This window comes from Nocardioides pocheonensis (genome assembly GCF_003725535.1).
Classification (GTDB): Bacteria; Actinomycetota; Actinomycetes; order Propionibacteriales; family Nocardioidaceae; genus Marmoricola; species Marmoricola pocheonensis.
The window spans coordinates 74,709-89,247 of record NZ_RJSF01000019.1 but is presented as its reverse complement, the minus strand read 5'-3'; the positions used below and the strand labels follow the sequence as shown (position 1 = coordinate 89,247).

Annotated in this window: 10 protein-coding genes and 2 tRNA genes; 4 read left to right on the top strand and 8 right to left on the bottom strand. The window is 69.7% G+C overall.

What is annotated here, in order from left to right; genetic code table 11:
- Window positions 1-4: 4 nt before the first annotated feature.
- The 3 genes from EFL26_RS06260 to EFL26_RS06250 form a co-directional block, all read right to left on the bottom strand.
- A complete protein-coding gene (locus EFL26_RS06260) occupies window positions 5-1,312 on the bottom strand; it encodes a multicopper oxidase domain-containing protein (protein WP_123222034.1) in 1,308 nt (435 codons plus the stop codon).
- A gap of 20 nt (window positions 1,313-1,332) precedes the next feature.
- Window positions 1,333-2,613: a multicopper oxidase domain-containing protein gene (locus EFL26_RS06255; RefSeq protein WP_123222033.1), complete on the bottom strand. Its 1,281-nt coding sequence runs from the start codon at window positions 2,611-2,613 to the stop codon at window positions 1,333-1,335.
- Between the two features lie 73 nt (window positions 2,614-2,686).
- Window positions 2,687-8,065, bottom strand: a complete 5,379-nt coding sequence (locus EFL26_RS06250) for an IPT/TIG domain-containing protein (protein ID WP_148046649.1) — start codon at window positions 8,063-8,065, stop codon at window positions 2,687-2,689.
- Between the two features lie 395 nt (window positions 8,066-8,460).
- Between EFL26_RS06250 and EFL26_RS06245 the strand changes: the two genes are divergently transcribed.
- Window positions 8,461-9,138 carry a response regulator transcription factor gene (locus tag EFL26_RS06245; RefSeq protein WP_123222031.1) on the top strand — a complete coding sequence of 226 codons (678 nt, stop codon included), beginning with the start codon at window positions 8,461-8,463 and terminating at the stop codon, window positions 9,136-9,138.
- A 2-nt stretch (window positions 9,139-9,140) separates the two neighbouring features.
- A complete protein-coding gene (locus tag EFL26_RS06240; RefSeq protein WP_123222030.1) occupies window positions 9,141-10,376 on the top strand; it encodes a sensor histidine kinase in 1,236 nt (411 codons plus the stop codon).
- Window positions 10,377-10,412: 36 nt separating this feature from the next.
- On the opposite strand, the gene EFL26_RS06235 is transcribed toward EFL26_RS06240, so the two are convergent.
- Window positions 10,413-10,655: a hypothetical protein gene (locus tag EFL26_RS06235; RefSeq protein WP_123222029.1), complete on the bottom strand. Its 243-nt coding sequence runs from the start codon at window positions 10,653-10,655 to the stop codon at window positions 10,413-10,415.
- Window positions 10,656-10,793: 138 nt separating this feature from the next.
- A complete protein-coding gene (locus tag EFL26_RS06230) occupies window positions 10,794-11,657 on the bottom strand; it encodes a LysR family transcriptional regulator (protein ID WP_123222028.1) in 864 nt (287 codons plus the stop codon).
- 117 nt (window positions 11,658-11,774) lie between these two features.
- On the opposite strand from EFL26_RS06230, the gene EFL26_RS06225 reads away from it, so the two are divergent.
- Entirely contained in the window at window positions 11,775-12,437 is a 663-nt protein-coding gene (locus tag EFL26_RS06225) for a dihydrofolate reductase family protein (protein ID WP_123222027.1), read from the top strand.
- Window positions 12,438-12,441: 4 nt separating this feature from the next.
- Window positions 12,442-13,071, top strand: coding sequence for a LysE family translocator (locus tag EFL26_RS06220; protein WP_183408056.1), 630 nt, complete (start codon window positions 12,442-12,444; stop codon window positions 13,069-13,071).
- A 196-nt stretch (window positions 13,072-13,267) separates the two neighbouring features.
- Here the strand turns inward: EFL26_RS06220 and EFL26_RS06215 are convergent.
- The 3 genes from EFL26_RS06215 to EFL26_RS06205 form a co-directional block, all read right to left on the bottom strand.
- Window positions 13,268-13,340, bottom strand: a tRNA-Glu gene (locus tag EFL26_RS06215).
- A gap of 71 nt (window positions 13,341-13,411) precedes the next feature.
- Window positions 13,412-13,483, bottom strand: a tRNA-Gln gene (locus tag EFL26_RS06210).
- Between the two features lie 55 nt (window positions 13,484-13,538).
- Window positions 13,539-14,531 (bottom strand): CPBP family intramembrane glutamic endopeptidase, encoded by a 993-nt coding sequence (locus tag EFL26_RS06205; protein ID WP_123222025.1) that lies wholly within the window; start codon window positions 14,529-14,531, stop codon window positions 13,539-13,541.
- Window positions 14,532-14,539 lie beyond the last annotated feature (8 nt).

Here is a 14,539-nt window from a genome sequence, read left to right as displayed (position 1 = left end):
GTCCTCAGTTCGCCGGGCAACCGGCGGGCGGGTCGATGCGGAAGACCGTCATCATCCCCCCGAAGGTCGCGCCGTAGTTGGTGGCTTGCTCCAGCGCGTGGCTGTGCGCCACGTGGTAGTACTCACCGCACTGGTTGTTGTCGGTGATGTTCGTGGGAACCGCGCCCTTCGAGCCGAGGTACGGCGACTCGCTGAACCACGTGTCCGGTCCGACGAGCAGCTGGTCGGTGATCGCCGGGATCGTCGTCGGGATGGGGTTCGTCGAGGCGTTCCAGTGCTCCGCGTCGCGCCAGTCCATGAGAGCGTCGACCGACTGCCCCGGCTGCACGTCGATGTCGTACTTCAGGTAGGACAGGTCCTCGGCGTTGCTGCCGGCCAGCGCCTGCCCGTCGGTGTTCACGACCCGCTCGTCGCTGCCGTGCGGGTGGAAGGGGTAGTTCACGGTGCCGGCGTTGAGGTAGCGGATCACCGCCGGATCAGGGTTGGTCGAGGCGTCGTACGGCTTGATGTGGACCAGGGCCCCGTACGGCTGGTGGGGCAGCCAGGACGCGTGGTTCGGGGCCAGCGTGTCCGGCATGCTCCGGCCGTTGATCATGAAGTAGCGGGCCCGGTACGACGACCAGTCCACCGGGTCGTGCCGCTCCACCGCGAGGTGCAGGTCGGGGTCGACCTCGGAGAGCAGGAAGACGTACTCGTGCTGGGGGTCGAACTTCGAGTCGGCGCGGTTGTTGACCTGGTCGGGATGCCCGGCCGGCCGGACGACGAGCGCGCCGTACAGGCCCATCTGGACCTGCTTGTTCATGTCCGTGCCCGACTCGTAGAGGTAGGTGCCCGGGCTGCCGGCCGTGAACTCGTAGGTCACCGAGCCGCTGTTCGCGTCCGCCGCCTGCACCATCGAGGTCATCCCGCCGGTGGCGTTGAGCTGCGGCTGGGCCGGGTCACCGTCGGCCGTCACGCCGCGCTGGCCGGGGAAGACGATCGAGGTCTCCTCGGGCAGCGTGTTGTGCAGCACCACCGTGACCTTCTGCCCGGAGACGACGCACAGCGTCGGACCCGGCAGCTGGAAGCCGCCCGAGGACATCCCGTAGCTCCACATGTAGAGCGAGTTGCCGTCGGGCGTGCTGACGTAGCCGTCGCCGGCGGTCAGGTTGAAGGTCTGCTGGGTCGCCGACGCGCACTCGAGGCCCTCGGAGGTGGCCGCACCGGCCGTGGACATCGCCGGCACACCGGCCAGGAGCAGTGCGGTGAGGGCGAGGCCGATCGTGACGCGGCGCTCGGCGAACCTGGTCCGGAGCTTTCCGGTTGTGGTCATGGCAGGTCTCCTCGTGGGCTTCAGGCGTTCGCGGCCGACTGGGCGGGATAGGTGCCCGGCGCGCCGACGAGGATCTTCGTCATCATCCCGCCGTAGCCGGGCCCACCGCCGTTGGCCAGGTAGGAGTAGTTGCGGTCGTAGAGGAGGTACTCGCCGGGCCCGGGAGCCACGAAGATCACGTCCCTGCTCTCGCCGGGTCCCACGTCGACCGTGTTCGTCACGATGTAGTTCTGCGTGCCGTCGCGGCCCTTGAGCAGGCTGGCGTCCTTCGCCACGATCGTGAGGTCGATGTTGTCGACGGTCATCGCGTGGTTCTGGTAGCCCAGGTTGGACATCCTCAGCAGCACCCGGTCCCCTGCGTTGCAGCGCACCAGCGAGGTGATCGGCTGGTACTGCAGCCGTCCCGCGGCGGTCGACAGCGGGTCGCCGCCGGGCTGGAGCGTGTCGGGGTAGCCGCGACCGTTGAGCAACCAGAAGCTCGGGTCGTAGTCGGTCCAGTCGCTGACCTGGATGTGCGCGTCGCGGTAGTGGGCCGCCGACCAGAGCTCGGTGAGCATGAACGCGAACTCGCGGTCGTAGCGGGTCGAGCCGTCGTGGTCGTTGTAGGCGTACTTCGTGCCCAGCGGGTCCGATCCCACGGGCGCCTTGTTCTGGGCCGGCCGGATGAACACCATCCCGGTCATGCCCATCTGCACGTGCTCGACGTCCTCGAAGTGGCAGTGGTACATGTACGTGCCGGCGTCGTGAGGGCGGTAGAAGTAGGAGAAGTCGCGGCCCACCGGCACGGCGAGCGACAGCTCCGGAACGCCGTCGAACAGCGGGATCGCGTTGACGAACCCGTGCCAGTGCAACGTGTGACCGTCGAACAGGTCCGGCCGGACGAGGAGCCCGAGGTTGGACAGCGTGATGGTGATGTCGTCCTCCTCGTCGAAGGACAGCATCGGCGCGCTGATCTGCGCCTTGCCCCGTTGCGCGGCGACCTGCTGCGCGGTCATCCCGGTCACGTCGCGGAACCCGAACACGTAGGTGTTGAACGGGTCGGGTGCGAGGCTGTCGGGGAAGAACGGCGCGTCCGCCGGCGACCCGGCCGGCATCGAGACCCAGCCGTCCGTGCCCGCGAGGTGCACGGTCTTCTGCGGGTGCGCCGTCCCGGCCAGCCGCGCGAGCGTGCTCGGCCCGGACGAAGCACCCATGGAGGAGCGCGCCCCGGCCACGACGATGCCGACCCCGAGAGACCCGGTCAGGAGTGCCCTCCGGCTGAGGGGTCGCTCACCAGCGGCCCGCGAGTTCTGGTCGGTCATTGCTGCTCCTCTGCTCGAGGTGGACGGATTCGTCTGCTGGGTGCCGGCGACGCTGCTGCCGGAGGGGCGGCCGTCACGGCCTGACCTGGTCTGCGCCCGCGTCGTACCGGGTCCCGCGCGGATCGCCCTCGCGGTCGTCGGTCGGGGCCGACACGGTGTACTGGAGCCGCTGGCTCGGGTTCGACGAGCTGCCCCAGACCACCAGCAGGGACGCGAGACCCGCTCCGTACGCCGGCGATCCCGTCCCCGTGAGGTGGTAGTCGCCGAGCAGGTTCGGCGGCAGCACCTGGGCGACGATCGTCGACTGCCGGAACGCCGGGTAGGTGCGCGAGGCGAGCACGTCGACCGTCAGGTCGAACGGGTCCTTGACGCTGACCGCGTCGGTGATCCGGTTCGTGTTCGGGGCGCCGGTGCTGACGTCGGTGCCCCGGGTCGTCTGGATCACCGAGCCACGCGGGCTCAGGAGGCCCAGCGGGGTGTCGGTCATCCCCATGTCCCAGTTCTCCACGCCGCCGTCGGTGCCGTCGGGTCGGACGCCGATGCCCGTGACCGTGCCGTCGGTGAACGTGCCTGCCCGGTTGTCCCAGAACACGTTGTCGAGCAGCGTCGGCTTGCTGAACGTGGTGTTCGCGAGGACCTGGCTGCGGTTCTGGGTGAAGAAGGTCCCGTTGCGGAGCCTGGCCTGGAGCGGGTCGCTGTTCGTCGCGGTCGACAGGCCGGCCGGAGCAGGCATGCCGTCGGTGGTGACCGCGGTCGCGGTCGTGACGTTGCGGGCGATCGTGTTGCCGACGATGTCCACGAAGACCGCGTCGTCCAGGGCGATCCCGCCACCCTCGTGCGCCGAGACGTTGTTCACGACGTCGTTGTCGACGATCGAGATCGTCTCGCGCTGGGTCTGGGTGATGTGGCTGCCACTGGCCTGGAGCAGCCTGATCCCGCCGCCGTCGTCGTTGGCGATGTTGGTCGAGACCTGGTTGTGGTCGATGGAGACCGGCCCACTGCCCTGCGACAGCGCGGTCGGGCTGCTCGGCAGCTCGCCGGCGACCATCACGCCGCCGCCCTCGTCGTACGAGCCGTTGAACCAGATCCGGTTGTGGTCGATCCGACCGCCGGTGCTGCCCTGGTAGCCGTACGCCGACACGCCACCGCCGTACTCCGCGGAGAAGTTTCCGCAGATGGCGTTGTTGGTCACCCGGTAGCCGCCGCTGCCCGCGAAGATCCCGACGCCGCCGGCGAGGTTCGTGCCGCCGTTGTCACGGATCTGGTTGCGCGCGATCGTCAGACCGGTGTTGCTGCTGCTCAGGTACGGCGTGCCGACCCGGATGCCACCGCCGTACGAGCCGCCGTTGCCGACGATCACGTTGTCGGTGAGCTGCAGGTTCTGCACGCGGTCGTGGACGTAGACACCGCCACCCTGGGTGACCAGAGCACCCGTGGCGCCGTACGGCGTGCTCACCGCACCGGGCAGCGTGTTCACGTTGGCCGGGAAGTTCTGCTGGACGCCGCCGGTGATGGTGAAGCCGTCCAGGGCCGGGTCGTACAGACCCAGCTCGAGCGGGTCGTGCAGGAACGTCACCACCGCGCCGTCGGGCACCTGCGGGTCCCCGGTGTAGCGCAGGGAGGTGAGCAGGGTCAGCCAGGCAGCGCCTTGGGCGTTGTCCGGGTTGAACCCGAGCCCGTCGATGACGGACCCCGGAACGTAGTCGCCGGAGGCGGTGAAGCCGCCGGGACCGACGCCCTGGATCCGCATCCGGTGGCCGACCAGAAGGTTCTCGGTGTACTCGCCCCGCGGGTTCGCCGAGGTCTGCGCGTTCGGCCAGACCACCACGAGCGAGTAGCGCCGCAGCAGGGTCGGTCGGGCTGCGTTGATCGCCGCTTGGACCGTCGCGTACTGCTTGCCGGGGCCGACCTCGAAGACCGCCGGGTTGGTCGCAGAGTTCGCGCCGAAGGCTCGTGCCAGCACCTGGATCGTGACCGTGTTGTACCCGGTCGCGCCGTCGGACCGCGTGATCGAGATCGCTTGGGGACCACTCAGCGACGCGGGCACGGTGAACCCGATCTGGCTGTCGGTCCACGAGGTCGTCGGCACCACGGTGCTGCCGAGCCGGAGGGTGCCGGCGGAGCCGCCGAAGTGGACGCCCTTCACGACCACCTGACGGGTGTCACCGGTCGTGTTCTGGCGGACGTAGGGCCGGCTCACCGAGAACAGCTGCGGGAACCCGTCACCGAGGTCGCACTGCGCCGGGTTGGCGTTCGTGGTGCCCGGGTCGATGATCGTGTTGGCCACCTGGGTGGGCGCGGTGTCGGTCACCGTGTACAGGCCCGGCCAGCCCTGGAAGGTGGCCGCGATCGTGCGGAACCTCGGGTTGTAGTCGGAGTTGAGGTGCCCCGGCTGGCCCGGGTCGTTGCCGACGAAGCGGTACATGTTCGGGCACGGTCCGGCCGGGACCGGGCAGTTGTACGTCGACGTCGACGGCTCGAGCGCCTCGTAGTAGCCGTTGGAGTCGGTGTGCACGGTGTCGACCAGGCGACCGGCCCAGTCGTAGAGGCCCATCGGCACGAACGGCAGCGGCTGCGCCTCGCCGTACTGGATCGAGCGCTTGTCGTAGCTCAGGCCGAGGTCGTTCAGGGTCAGGCCCCAGAAGTGCGTGGGGATCGGCACGTCGGTGAACAGGTTGAAGTTCGGTGCGGTCGCCTGGCCGGCGCGCACGGTGACGAGCTTGGCGTCGCAGGACGGGCGGTCCTGTCCCTGGAACGGGCTGCCACCGCCGGCGAGGAAGTCCGGGTTGCTGTCCTCGGTCACGTCGACCTTGTGCAGCGGTCCGGCGCAGGGCGAGATGATGCCTGCCTGCTGCGACGGCGGCTGCGACGGCGGCGTGGGGTCGGGGGCCGGCGGGCCCGGCGGGTCGGCCTGCTCCGCCGGGGTGATCGACGACATGTTCTCCTGCGGGAGGTAGCCGTCACCGGTGAAGACGTTGACGTCGCCCTCGCTCGTGGCCTTGTACATCTTGCCGCCGCCGACCGGGTTGTCCGGGATGTCGACGGCCACGATGTAGTCGCCGGCGCCCAGGTCCTGCTCGGGGTAGCCCGCGTCGGCGAGGTTGCCGTACAGCGGGAAGTCGTGGTTCGGCGCCGGGTTCTTGGGGTTGCCGGGCGCGTACAGGTTCAGCTTCGACGTGGCGAACCCGTAGTTGCCGTTGACCGTCTGTCCGGCGTTGCCGGGCGTGGTGTCGCTGGGGTTGATGGCGACGCCCATCATGGGCGACTCCAGGCAGAGGTGGTTCGCGTCCGACCCGAAGTCGGGCAGCGCCCGCTGGTCGGTGAGCGGGTCACCGTTGAAGTCGTACGCCGTGCAGCCGCGCGGAGCGTCCCACTTCTCGGAGGTGTACGCGTCGGACAGCTCGGGGCCCTTGACCAGCGAACCCCGGTCGGCCGACGGGTTGTCGATCATCGCTCCGGCGTTGTTCGGGTCGGGCACCTGCAGGGGCACGATCTCCTTGCCCTGCCGGCACTCGTTGGCCTTGTCGGCGTCCGTGGTGGCCTGGCAGGGGACGCTGGCGTACAGGCGCACGTCGATGCCGGGGATCCCGGGCTGGTAGCCCTCGGTCGCGGCGTCGGCCGGGTCGAGCTCGTTGCGGGTGGTGTCGTAGGTGACCGTGCCGACGATCCCGCCGTTCTCGGCGCCCTGGTAGGGCTGGACGCCCCAGTCGATCTCGCCGCCCAGCCCGATGATCGGCAGGAAGTCCAGGTCGACGAGACCGCCGAGGCGGGTCGTCCAGCTGGTCTCGTTCTCGCCCTTGTAGGAGATGCCGGTGGTCCGGTAGCGGGTGTCGAAGGCCTCCAGCACGGTCCACTTGCCGAGCGGGTACACCTCGCGGATGTCGTAGGCACCGTTGGCGTTGGTCGACGTCGTGTTCACGGCCTGGTCCATCAGGGAGTTGTCGCGCTCACGCACCGTCAGCGGGAACTGCGGGACGGACGCCTCGCCCGGGTCACGCTTGCCGTTCTCGTTGGAGTCGATGAACACGTGCCCGTGGATGTGGGTGAACCAGCCGACGATCGCCTTGGTCCCGACGTCGGTGATGCCACCGTCGGCCACCTCGACGTTGAAGCTGTAGAGGATGTAGTCCAGGTCGTCGTCCCACAGTGTGAGCTGGTAGGTGCCGTCCGGGACGTTCTTGATGTCGAAGGTCCCGTTGGTCTCTCCCCGACCGACGTACATCGCGGCGTCACCGCCGGAGAGGTCGTTGAGCGCGACCCAGGGCTTGTTGATCGGGCCGCCGTTCAGCGTGTTCGGGAAGCCGTTCTCCACAGCGAGCCCACCCGGGTTGCCCCCGATGTACGGCAGCCCCGCGACCACCAGGCCCTTGATCTCGCCGGTGGGGGCGTTGGTCGCGGGCACCGCCAGTGCCTTCGGTCGCACGAATCCGAACTGCACCATCGGCACCAGCTCTGCGCCCTTGGTGACCTCGTTGTCATAGCCGGTCTCTCCTTCCTGGAACCACATGTCGTGGTCGCGGCCACCCTCGAGGGTGGTGGTCTGCACCCAGTTCTGGTCGTTGGCCGGAGGCGTCACCGTCGCGGCGTACCGGTCGGGACCCATGTTGGGGATGACGATCTCGCCCTGCGCGTTGCTCGTGCAGCGCCCGGTCGACACGGAGGTGTCGATGATCGGCCGGTTGTCGGCGTCGAACAGCATCGGGCCGGTGCCGTCCGCGTTGGCGTGCTTGTAGATCGTGCACAGCGCGTTGCCGTAGTAGTCCACGCTGACGTCACCGAACACGTCGGTCAGGTGGGCCGTGAACCCTGCCAGCGGCTGCTCGGCGCCCACCTCGTAGGTGCTGTCCACCGGGATGTTGTCGTTGAAGACCTGGATCCGCAGGGTGCTGAGCGGCAGCGGCGTGGGGTCGAGCCGCACGTCGACCGCCTGGGTGCCGCCCGTCGTGGGCACGGTGAAGTGCTGGCCCCCGATCTTGAAGCCGGACGCCGTGACGCTGATCAGGTACTTGCCCGGAGCGAGCCCGTCGAGGGCGTGGCCGGCGGCGAGGTCGTCCTGGTTGCCCTGGGCGACGATCGGGGCGAAGCCGGAGGTGCTGCGGATCGACGGCCACGGGCAGGTGTCGGCGAAGTCGGGGTTCGAGCTGCTGCCGGCTCCGGCGCGCGCCGGCCAGCAGTTCTCGGTGCCCGGGTGCGCTGCAGTGCCGGGGTCCCCGGTGTCGTCCTCGTTGACGATCCACTTGTACGTCGTCACGGGGTCGCCCTCGTGCACGAGACCTGCCGCGGCACCGACGCTGCGGGCGCTCTTCACCGTCATGGTGATCGAGCCGGTGCTCGCGGCGGTGGCCGCCGGCTGGACCACGGCCGTGAAGACCGCGACGGGCAGCAGGCTCGCCACCATGGCGAGGACCACCCACACGGGGTGCGAACGCTGGATCACTCGATGCACGGCCACGGCTCTGCTCCTCTGCGGCGACACACGGGGCGGACGACCCCACGCCGAGAGTGAAGGGCGTGCTGGGCAGAACATGCGCGAGTGGCGGAGAAATCAGCAGCACGTCAGCGCGCCGTCATGCCCGCAGTCGGATTCCGGCCCGGAAACGATCACGCGCGCGTCATCGGACCGTCAGTTCCCGGTCATGTTCGCCGGCGCTCCCGCGGGGAGGAGGCACGGTGGACTAGCCCGCGGGAGCCGGTTTCGCGAAGCCGGTTGTGTCCTGTTCGGGCGGGGTTAGGTTGACCACACTTGCCCTGGACCCCGGCAGGTGGGACGGGCGGTGCGGCACCCGTGAGCGGGGGGCACCGCGTAGAGCGCGCCGCAGAGCGACGCACGTTTCCGGGGGCGGGGGCATGAGCACACTTCTCGTGGTCGACGACGAACCAAGAGTCGTCACCCTTCTGACCAGGTTCCTGGTCGCGGAGGGCCATTCGGTCATCACCGCGCCCGACGGACTCGCTGCCCTCGAGCTGCTGCGGGACAAACAGGTCGACCTCATCCTCCTCGACCTCGTGATGCCACGCTGCAACGGGCTCCAGCTCCTCGGGAGGATGGTGGAGACCCTGCAGGAGCAGCCGCCGGTCATCGTGCTGTCGTGCGTGAACGAGGTGGCCGCACGCGTGCAGGCGCTGGACCGCGGGGCGGTCGACTTCGTGCAGAAGCCGTTCCACACCTCCGAGCTGATGGCGCGCGTGCGCCGACACCTCAGGGCTCTTCCCACCCCCCGCGAGCACGGCGACGACCGGTTCCTCACCGCGGGCGGCATCCGGCTGGACCTCGACCGGCGCCGGGCCAGCGGCTCCGGATTCGACGTCGTCCTCACCGAGCGGGAGTTCGGTCTGCTCGCGCACCTGATGCGCCGCCGGGGCGAGGTGTGTCGCAAGGACGAGCTGCTCCACGACATCTGGGGTCTCGAGTTCGACCCCGGGAGCAACGTCGTCGAGGTCTGCATGAGACGGCTGCGCAGCAAGCTGGACGAGCCGCCGATCGAGACCATCCGCGGCGTCGGCTACTGCTTCTACGGGTCCTGACGATGAGGGCCTCGTGGGCGGCCGGCCAGAGTCGGCTCTACGTCCCGTGGATCGGCTTCGCCGCCGTGTGCACCCTTCTGATGTGCCTCCTCCCCGGCGAGGAGACCGTCCCGTACCACCTCGCCTGGATCGGCCTCGCGCTGGCGTACGGCATCGAGGCATGGCCCTGGGCCCGGACGGTCTACGCGGTGATCGTGTTCACGATCTGCACCGGAGCGGTCATCGTCGTCCGGGCCTCCACCCAGGTGATCGGTTGGGGCGAGACGGCGGAGATCCCGCTGATGTCGATCCTCGTGCTCCTCGTGCTGTGGAACGTCCGGAAGCGGCAGGTGGCGTACGGCGAGCTGTCGCGCCTGGCCGAGCAGGAGCGGGCGCGAGCCGTCCAGCGGGAGCAGCTGAACCGGATGACCTCCCACGAGATGCGCACGCCCGCGACGATCGCCCTCGGGTACGTCGACATGCTGCTGAAGAACGAGACCGACGAGCGCGTGCGCAGCGACCTCAGGGTCATCGGCGACGAGCTGAGCCGGCTCGTGCTCGTCGCGGACCGGGTGATGCGCATGATCCGCGTCCACGACCACGTGGCGTTCCAGCGTCAGGACCTGGCAGCCCTGGTGCGCGAGACCGGTGAACGGTGGAGCGTCGTCGCGGAGCGCAACTGGGTCGTGACCTGCGAGCCGATCGAGCTGGACTGCTCGGCCGAGCGGCTCCGCGCGTGCCTGGACACCCTCGTCGAGAACGCGCTCCGTTACACCGAGGACGGGGACACCGTGCGCATCTTCGGCCGGCGCGCCGGCGGGGCGGTCACGATCGGTGTGGCCGACTCCGGGCCGGGCATGGACCCGCAACAGGTCCAGGCGGTGAACCGCGGACGGCTGGCCGCCTCCGCCCAGGACCCGGACCTGGCCCAGACCCAGGACCAGGACTACGTGGCCGAGGACCCCAAGGCGCAGACCGGCCTCGGGCTCGCGCTCGTCCGTGAGACGGCCCGGGCGCGCGGGGGCCGCGTGGTGGCGGGGGTCTCGGCCGAGGGCGGCGCGGTGGTGATGATGGTGCTCCCGCTCGGCGTCCGCGGACCCGCCCCGCAGCACGGAGGGGTCGACACCGCGATCCGTCCCGGGCCGCCGTACGCCGAACCGGGACCGCCGCCCGGCCACGGAGCACCGATCGGCTCGGGCCGCACCTCCACCGTGCGAGGTGCGCGGCGTCGCGCCCGGAAGTCGGTCACGTCGGCGTAGGTCGACGTCGCCGGGCGGGGTTCCTGCCGCGGAGCGTCAGCGAACGACTTCGGCGACGACCGTGTACGTGCCGGCGCCGTCTCCGTCCCGGCTGGTGCTCAGGCGCACGGTCCGGTCGAGCATCCGACCGGCCTGACGAGCTGCCCAGCCGACGTCGACCACGGCCTGCAGCTGTCCACGCCTCCAGCCATGGGGCTCGACGCGCATGACGAAACGACCCTCCGCCTTGAGTCGGCGGGCGATCTCCATCACGAACGGGGTGGGTGAGGATTCGGCCATACCCTCATCGTGTCCGCTTTATCCCATTTGAGACATCGGCCATCCGGTTAATGCTCGTTCGCCAGACGGGCCATCCCGAAAACGGCCGTTCAGCGGAGTGTCGCGCGACCACGCCTCCCTCGACTCCCGGGACTCCGGTCAGCGGGCGGACTCCTGGATGACCTGGATCAAGGCCTGGGTGGCCGGCGGATCGGGCGGATCGCCGTACGTGACGGCATAGATCTCGCGCGGGAAGTCAGGGATCTCCGTGACGTGGACCCCGGGCAGCCGATGGGCCTGCAGCGCGAGACCCGGCAGGGTGGCGACGCCGACGCCGGCCGCGACGAGCGCCTGCACGACGACCATGTCGTCGGAGACCGACTCGATGCGCGGGGTGAAGCCGTGGTGCCGGCCGACGGCGGCCAGCTCGCCCTGGCACCGTTCGCACCCGCCGATCCAGGGCGAGTCGCGATGGTTCGCGACTCGGTCGTCGGGGCGCCGGCTCACCAGGTAGATCGGGTCGTCGGCGACGTGGACCATGCGGAAGCCCTCGCCCTCCATCGGGGCGTGGGCGTGGCGGAACACGAGCGCCAGGTCGATCTCACCCTGGCGCAGCATCTGGAGCGCTTCGACCGGATGGCGGTCGATCACGTGCAGCTCGAGGCCGGGGTGCGCAGCGGCGAGCAGGGCAGCTGCCTTCGGCACGAGCATGCTCAGTGCGGACGCGTTCGCGGCCAGACGGACTCGCCCGGCCTGCAGGCCGACCTGCGCGGCGAGCTCGCTGGTCGCGGCGTCGACACGCCCGAGGATCTCCGCGGCCCGACTGGCGAGCAGCTTGCCCTCGGGGGTCAGCCGGATCCCGCGGCCCACTCTCTGGATCAGCCTGGCCCCGGTGGCTGCCTCCAGCCGGGACAGGTGATGGCTCACCGACGGCTGCGAGTAGTGCAGCTCCTTCGCCGCCTCGGTGACCGACTCGTGACGCGCCACCGCCGCCAGCACGCGCAGATGCACCAGGTTCAGCACCCATCAACAATATCAATGGAAATCTCCGAGAATTGGCATTGGACGCCATCAATCGAGCCGGGACATGCTTCTGGGGAGGGCGCCGGACCGCGGCGCCGATCGACCGAGGAGGCCCGGATGAGCACGTTCAGGTGTGACATCTCGATCTCGCTGGACGGCTTCGTCGCCGGTCCCCGCCAGAGCGTCGAGAACCCGCTCGGGGAGGGTGGCGAGCGGCTGCACGACTGGGTGGTCCCGCTCGCCCCGTGGCGCGAGGCCCACGACAAGGAGGGCGGCGACGACAACGAGAGCGCCCGGGTCGTGGAGGAGGCGCGGCAGAACGTCGGCGCCGCGGTGATGGGCCGGAACATGTTCGGCCCGATCGGCGGCGGCACGTGGGGTGAGGACCCGTGGCGCGGTTGGTGGGGCGAGAACCCGCCGTACCACTACCCCGTGTTCGTGGTCACCCATCACGAACGTGAGCCTCTGGAGATGGAGGGCGGGACCACCTTCCACTTCGTCACGGACGGGATCGAGTCCGCGCTCGAGCAGGCGAAGCAGGCCGCCGGAGATCGGGACGTCATGCTGTGGGGCGGCGGCCAGATCATCCGGGAGTACCTGGCAACGGGCCTGCTGGACGAGATCGAGCTGCACGTCGTCCCGGTGCTGCTCGGAGGCGGCTCTCGCCCTCTCGACAACCTCGGGGACGCGGATGTCCGGCTCGAGCAGGTCCGGGCCGTCGAGGCGCCCGGCGTCACCCACCTCAAGTACCGGGTCCTGCCCGGCGCCGCGGAGAGGTGACGTCGTGCCTGCGTCCGGCCAGTGGGTGGCCTTCCTCGTCGCTTCCTTCCTGTTCATCCAGGTCCCCGGCCCGAGCCTCCTGTTCATGCTCGGTCGTGCGCTCACGGTGTCCCTCCGCGAGGCGCTGCTCTCGGTCGCGGGCAACGCATCCGGACTGCTCACGCAGGCCGTCCTCGTGGCGATCGGCCTCGGCGCCGTGGTCGCGGCCAGCGCGACGGCATACCTGGCGGTCAAGCTGATCGGCGCGGCGTACGTCGTGTGGCTGGGCGTCCAGGCGTTCCGTCACCGGCGCGACGCGCGGCTCGCTCTGTCCTCGGACATGCGTCCGCCGGAGCGCGCTCGTGCCGCGTTGACGACCGGCTTCGTCGTGGGCGTCACGAACCCCAAGACCGTGCTGTTCTTCATCGCGTTCCTGCCGCAGTTCACGTCAGCGTCGGCGCCGGCCGCACCTCAGGTCGTGCTGCTCGGCCTCGTGTTCGCCTCGATGGCGCTCGTCTCCGACAGCGTGTGGGCGACGCTCGCCGGCAAGGCCCGGACGTGGCTGGCTCGCCGGCCACAGCGCCTCGACACCCTCGGCGCCGCGGGTGGCGTGATGATGATCGGGCTCGGGACGACGTTGCTGGTGGCTGAGTAGGCCGATCAGGGATCGCGCCGACGACTCCGGAAACACAGCAGCCCGGTCCTGGCGAGAGGACCGGGCTGTCGCGCAAACGTACCCCCGACGGGATTCGAACCCGCGCTACCGCGATGCAGCACAGCGGCGGCGTGCCGCACGCCCAGGACGCGGAAAGACAGCAGCCCGGTCCGAGGGACCGGGCTGCTGTGACTTGTACCCCCGACGGGATTCGAACCCGCGCTACCGCCTTGAGAGGGCGGCGTGCTAGGCCACTACACAACGGGGGCATCGAGCGGACGAGACTCTATCGACAGGTGCCGAGGCCGACCAAATCGACGGCCGTGAGCGTCGTCACTCGCTGGGATACAAGGACTCGAACCTTGACTAACTGAACCAGAATCAGTCGTGCTGCCAATTACACCATATCCCACTGAATCGGACCGGCCGCCGACGACGGATCGCAGCGGCTGGACCGAGGGGAAACCTTACACGGGCGGCGTTGAGGGCAGCAAAACGGGTGCGCCGGGTGGTGTCTCCACGGGCGGCGCGGACCGGTCGGCGAGGCCCATCCTGCGCGCCACGAGCAGGACCAGGACGAGGTACACGCCGTTCTGCGTGATCGTCAGCGGGATGTTCCACCAGGACACCTCGGTGACGTTGAGGATGTCGTCGATGTTCCCGAGCAGCAGCGCGAAGCCGAAGGCGACCAGGTTGTTCCAGATGTGGAGGGCGATGCCGGCCTCCAGGCCGCCGGTGCGCAGGACGACGTACCCGGCCATCAGACCGAACGCGAACCGGTCGAGGAACAGCGGCGGGTTCTGCAGCCCGTGGGCGAGTGCGAACGCCGTGGCACTCAGCACCACCGCGATCCACGGCCGGCGGCTCAGGGCCCCGAACGCCTGCATCGCGTAGCCACGGAAGGCGTACTCCTCCCCCATCGCCTGCAGCGGCGTGGTGAGCAGCACGACGATGCCGAGCGACACGATCCGCGGCGTCAGGTCGTTGACCGAGCCGCCGAGGTCGTTGGGGTCGGTCGGCAGGAAGGCGCCGACGAGGACCTGCGCGAACATCGCGACCGGCGCCAGGCCGAGGCAGGCCCAGAAGAACCCCCAGCGGATGCCGGGCCGGACCGACATCAGCCAGCGCGGACGCAGCCGGTGGACCACCCGGACGATCCCCCAAGTCACCGGGACCAGCGCGGCCAGCGAGAGGTTCAGCCAGAGCATCCCCTGCCAGGTCACGTGGTCGAGGTTCGCGGCGGCGCTGAAGGCGTCCTGGAACGAGCCCTTGTGGTCGACGGCCACGGTCACGACGAGCAACGGCAGCAGCACCACCGACGCCGCGAACATCCCGACGACGAGTGCGAACAGGCCGACGACGGGCTTCCACCAGGCATAGGTCCAGGTGCGCAGCATCAGCGGGTACGTGCGCGGCTCCGGGTGCGGATGGCTCAGCGCGACGGGAGTCGGGAGGGACATCGGGGCGC

Coding starts and splice junctions, on each gene's coding strand:
- EFL26_RS06240 (WP_123222030.1), top strand. CDS start 9,141: ATGAGGGCCTCGTGGGCGGCCGGCCAGAGTCGGCTCTACGTCCCGTGG.
- EFL26_RS06205 (WP_123222025.1), bottom strand. CDS start 14,531: ATGTCCCTCCCGACTCCCGTCGCGCTGAGCCATCCGCACCCGGAGCCG.
- EFL26_RS06245 (WP_123222031.1), top strand. CDS start 8,461: ATGAGCACACTTCTCGTGGTCGACGACGAACCAAGAGTCGTCACCCTT.
- EFL26_RS06235 (WP_123222029.1), bottom strand. CDS start 10,655: ATGGCCGAATCCTCACCCACCCCGTTCGTGATGGAGATCGCCCGCCGA.
- EFL26_RS06260 (WP_123222034.1), bottom strand. CDS start 1,312: ATGACCACAACCGGAAAGCTCCGGACCAGGTTCGCCGAGCGCCGCGTC.
- EFL26_RS06255 (WP_123222033.1), bottom strand. CDS start 2,613: ATGACCGACCAGAACTCGCGGGCCGCTGGTGAGCGACCCCTCAGCCGG.
- EFL26_RS06225 (WP_123222027.1), top strand. CDS start 11,775: ATGAGCACGTTCAGGTGTGACATCTCGATCTCGCTGGACGGCTTCGTC.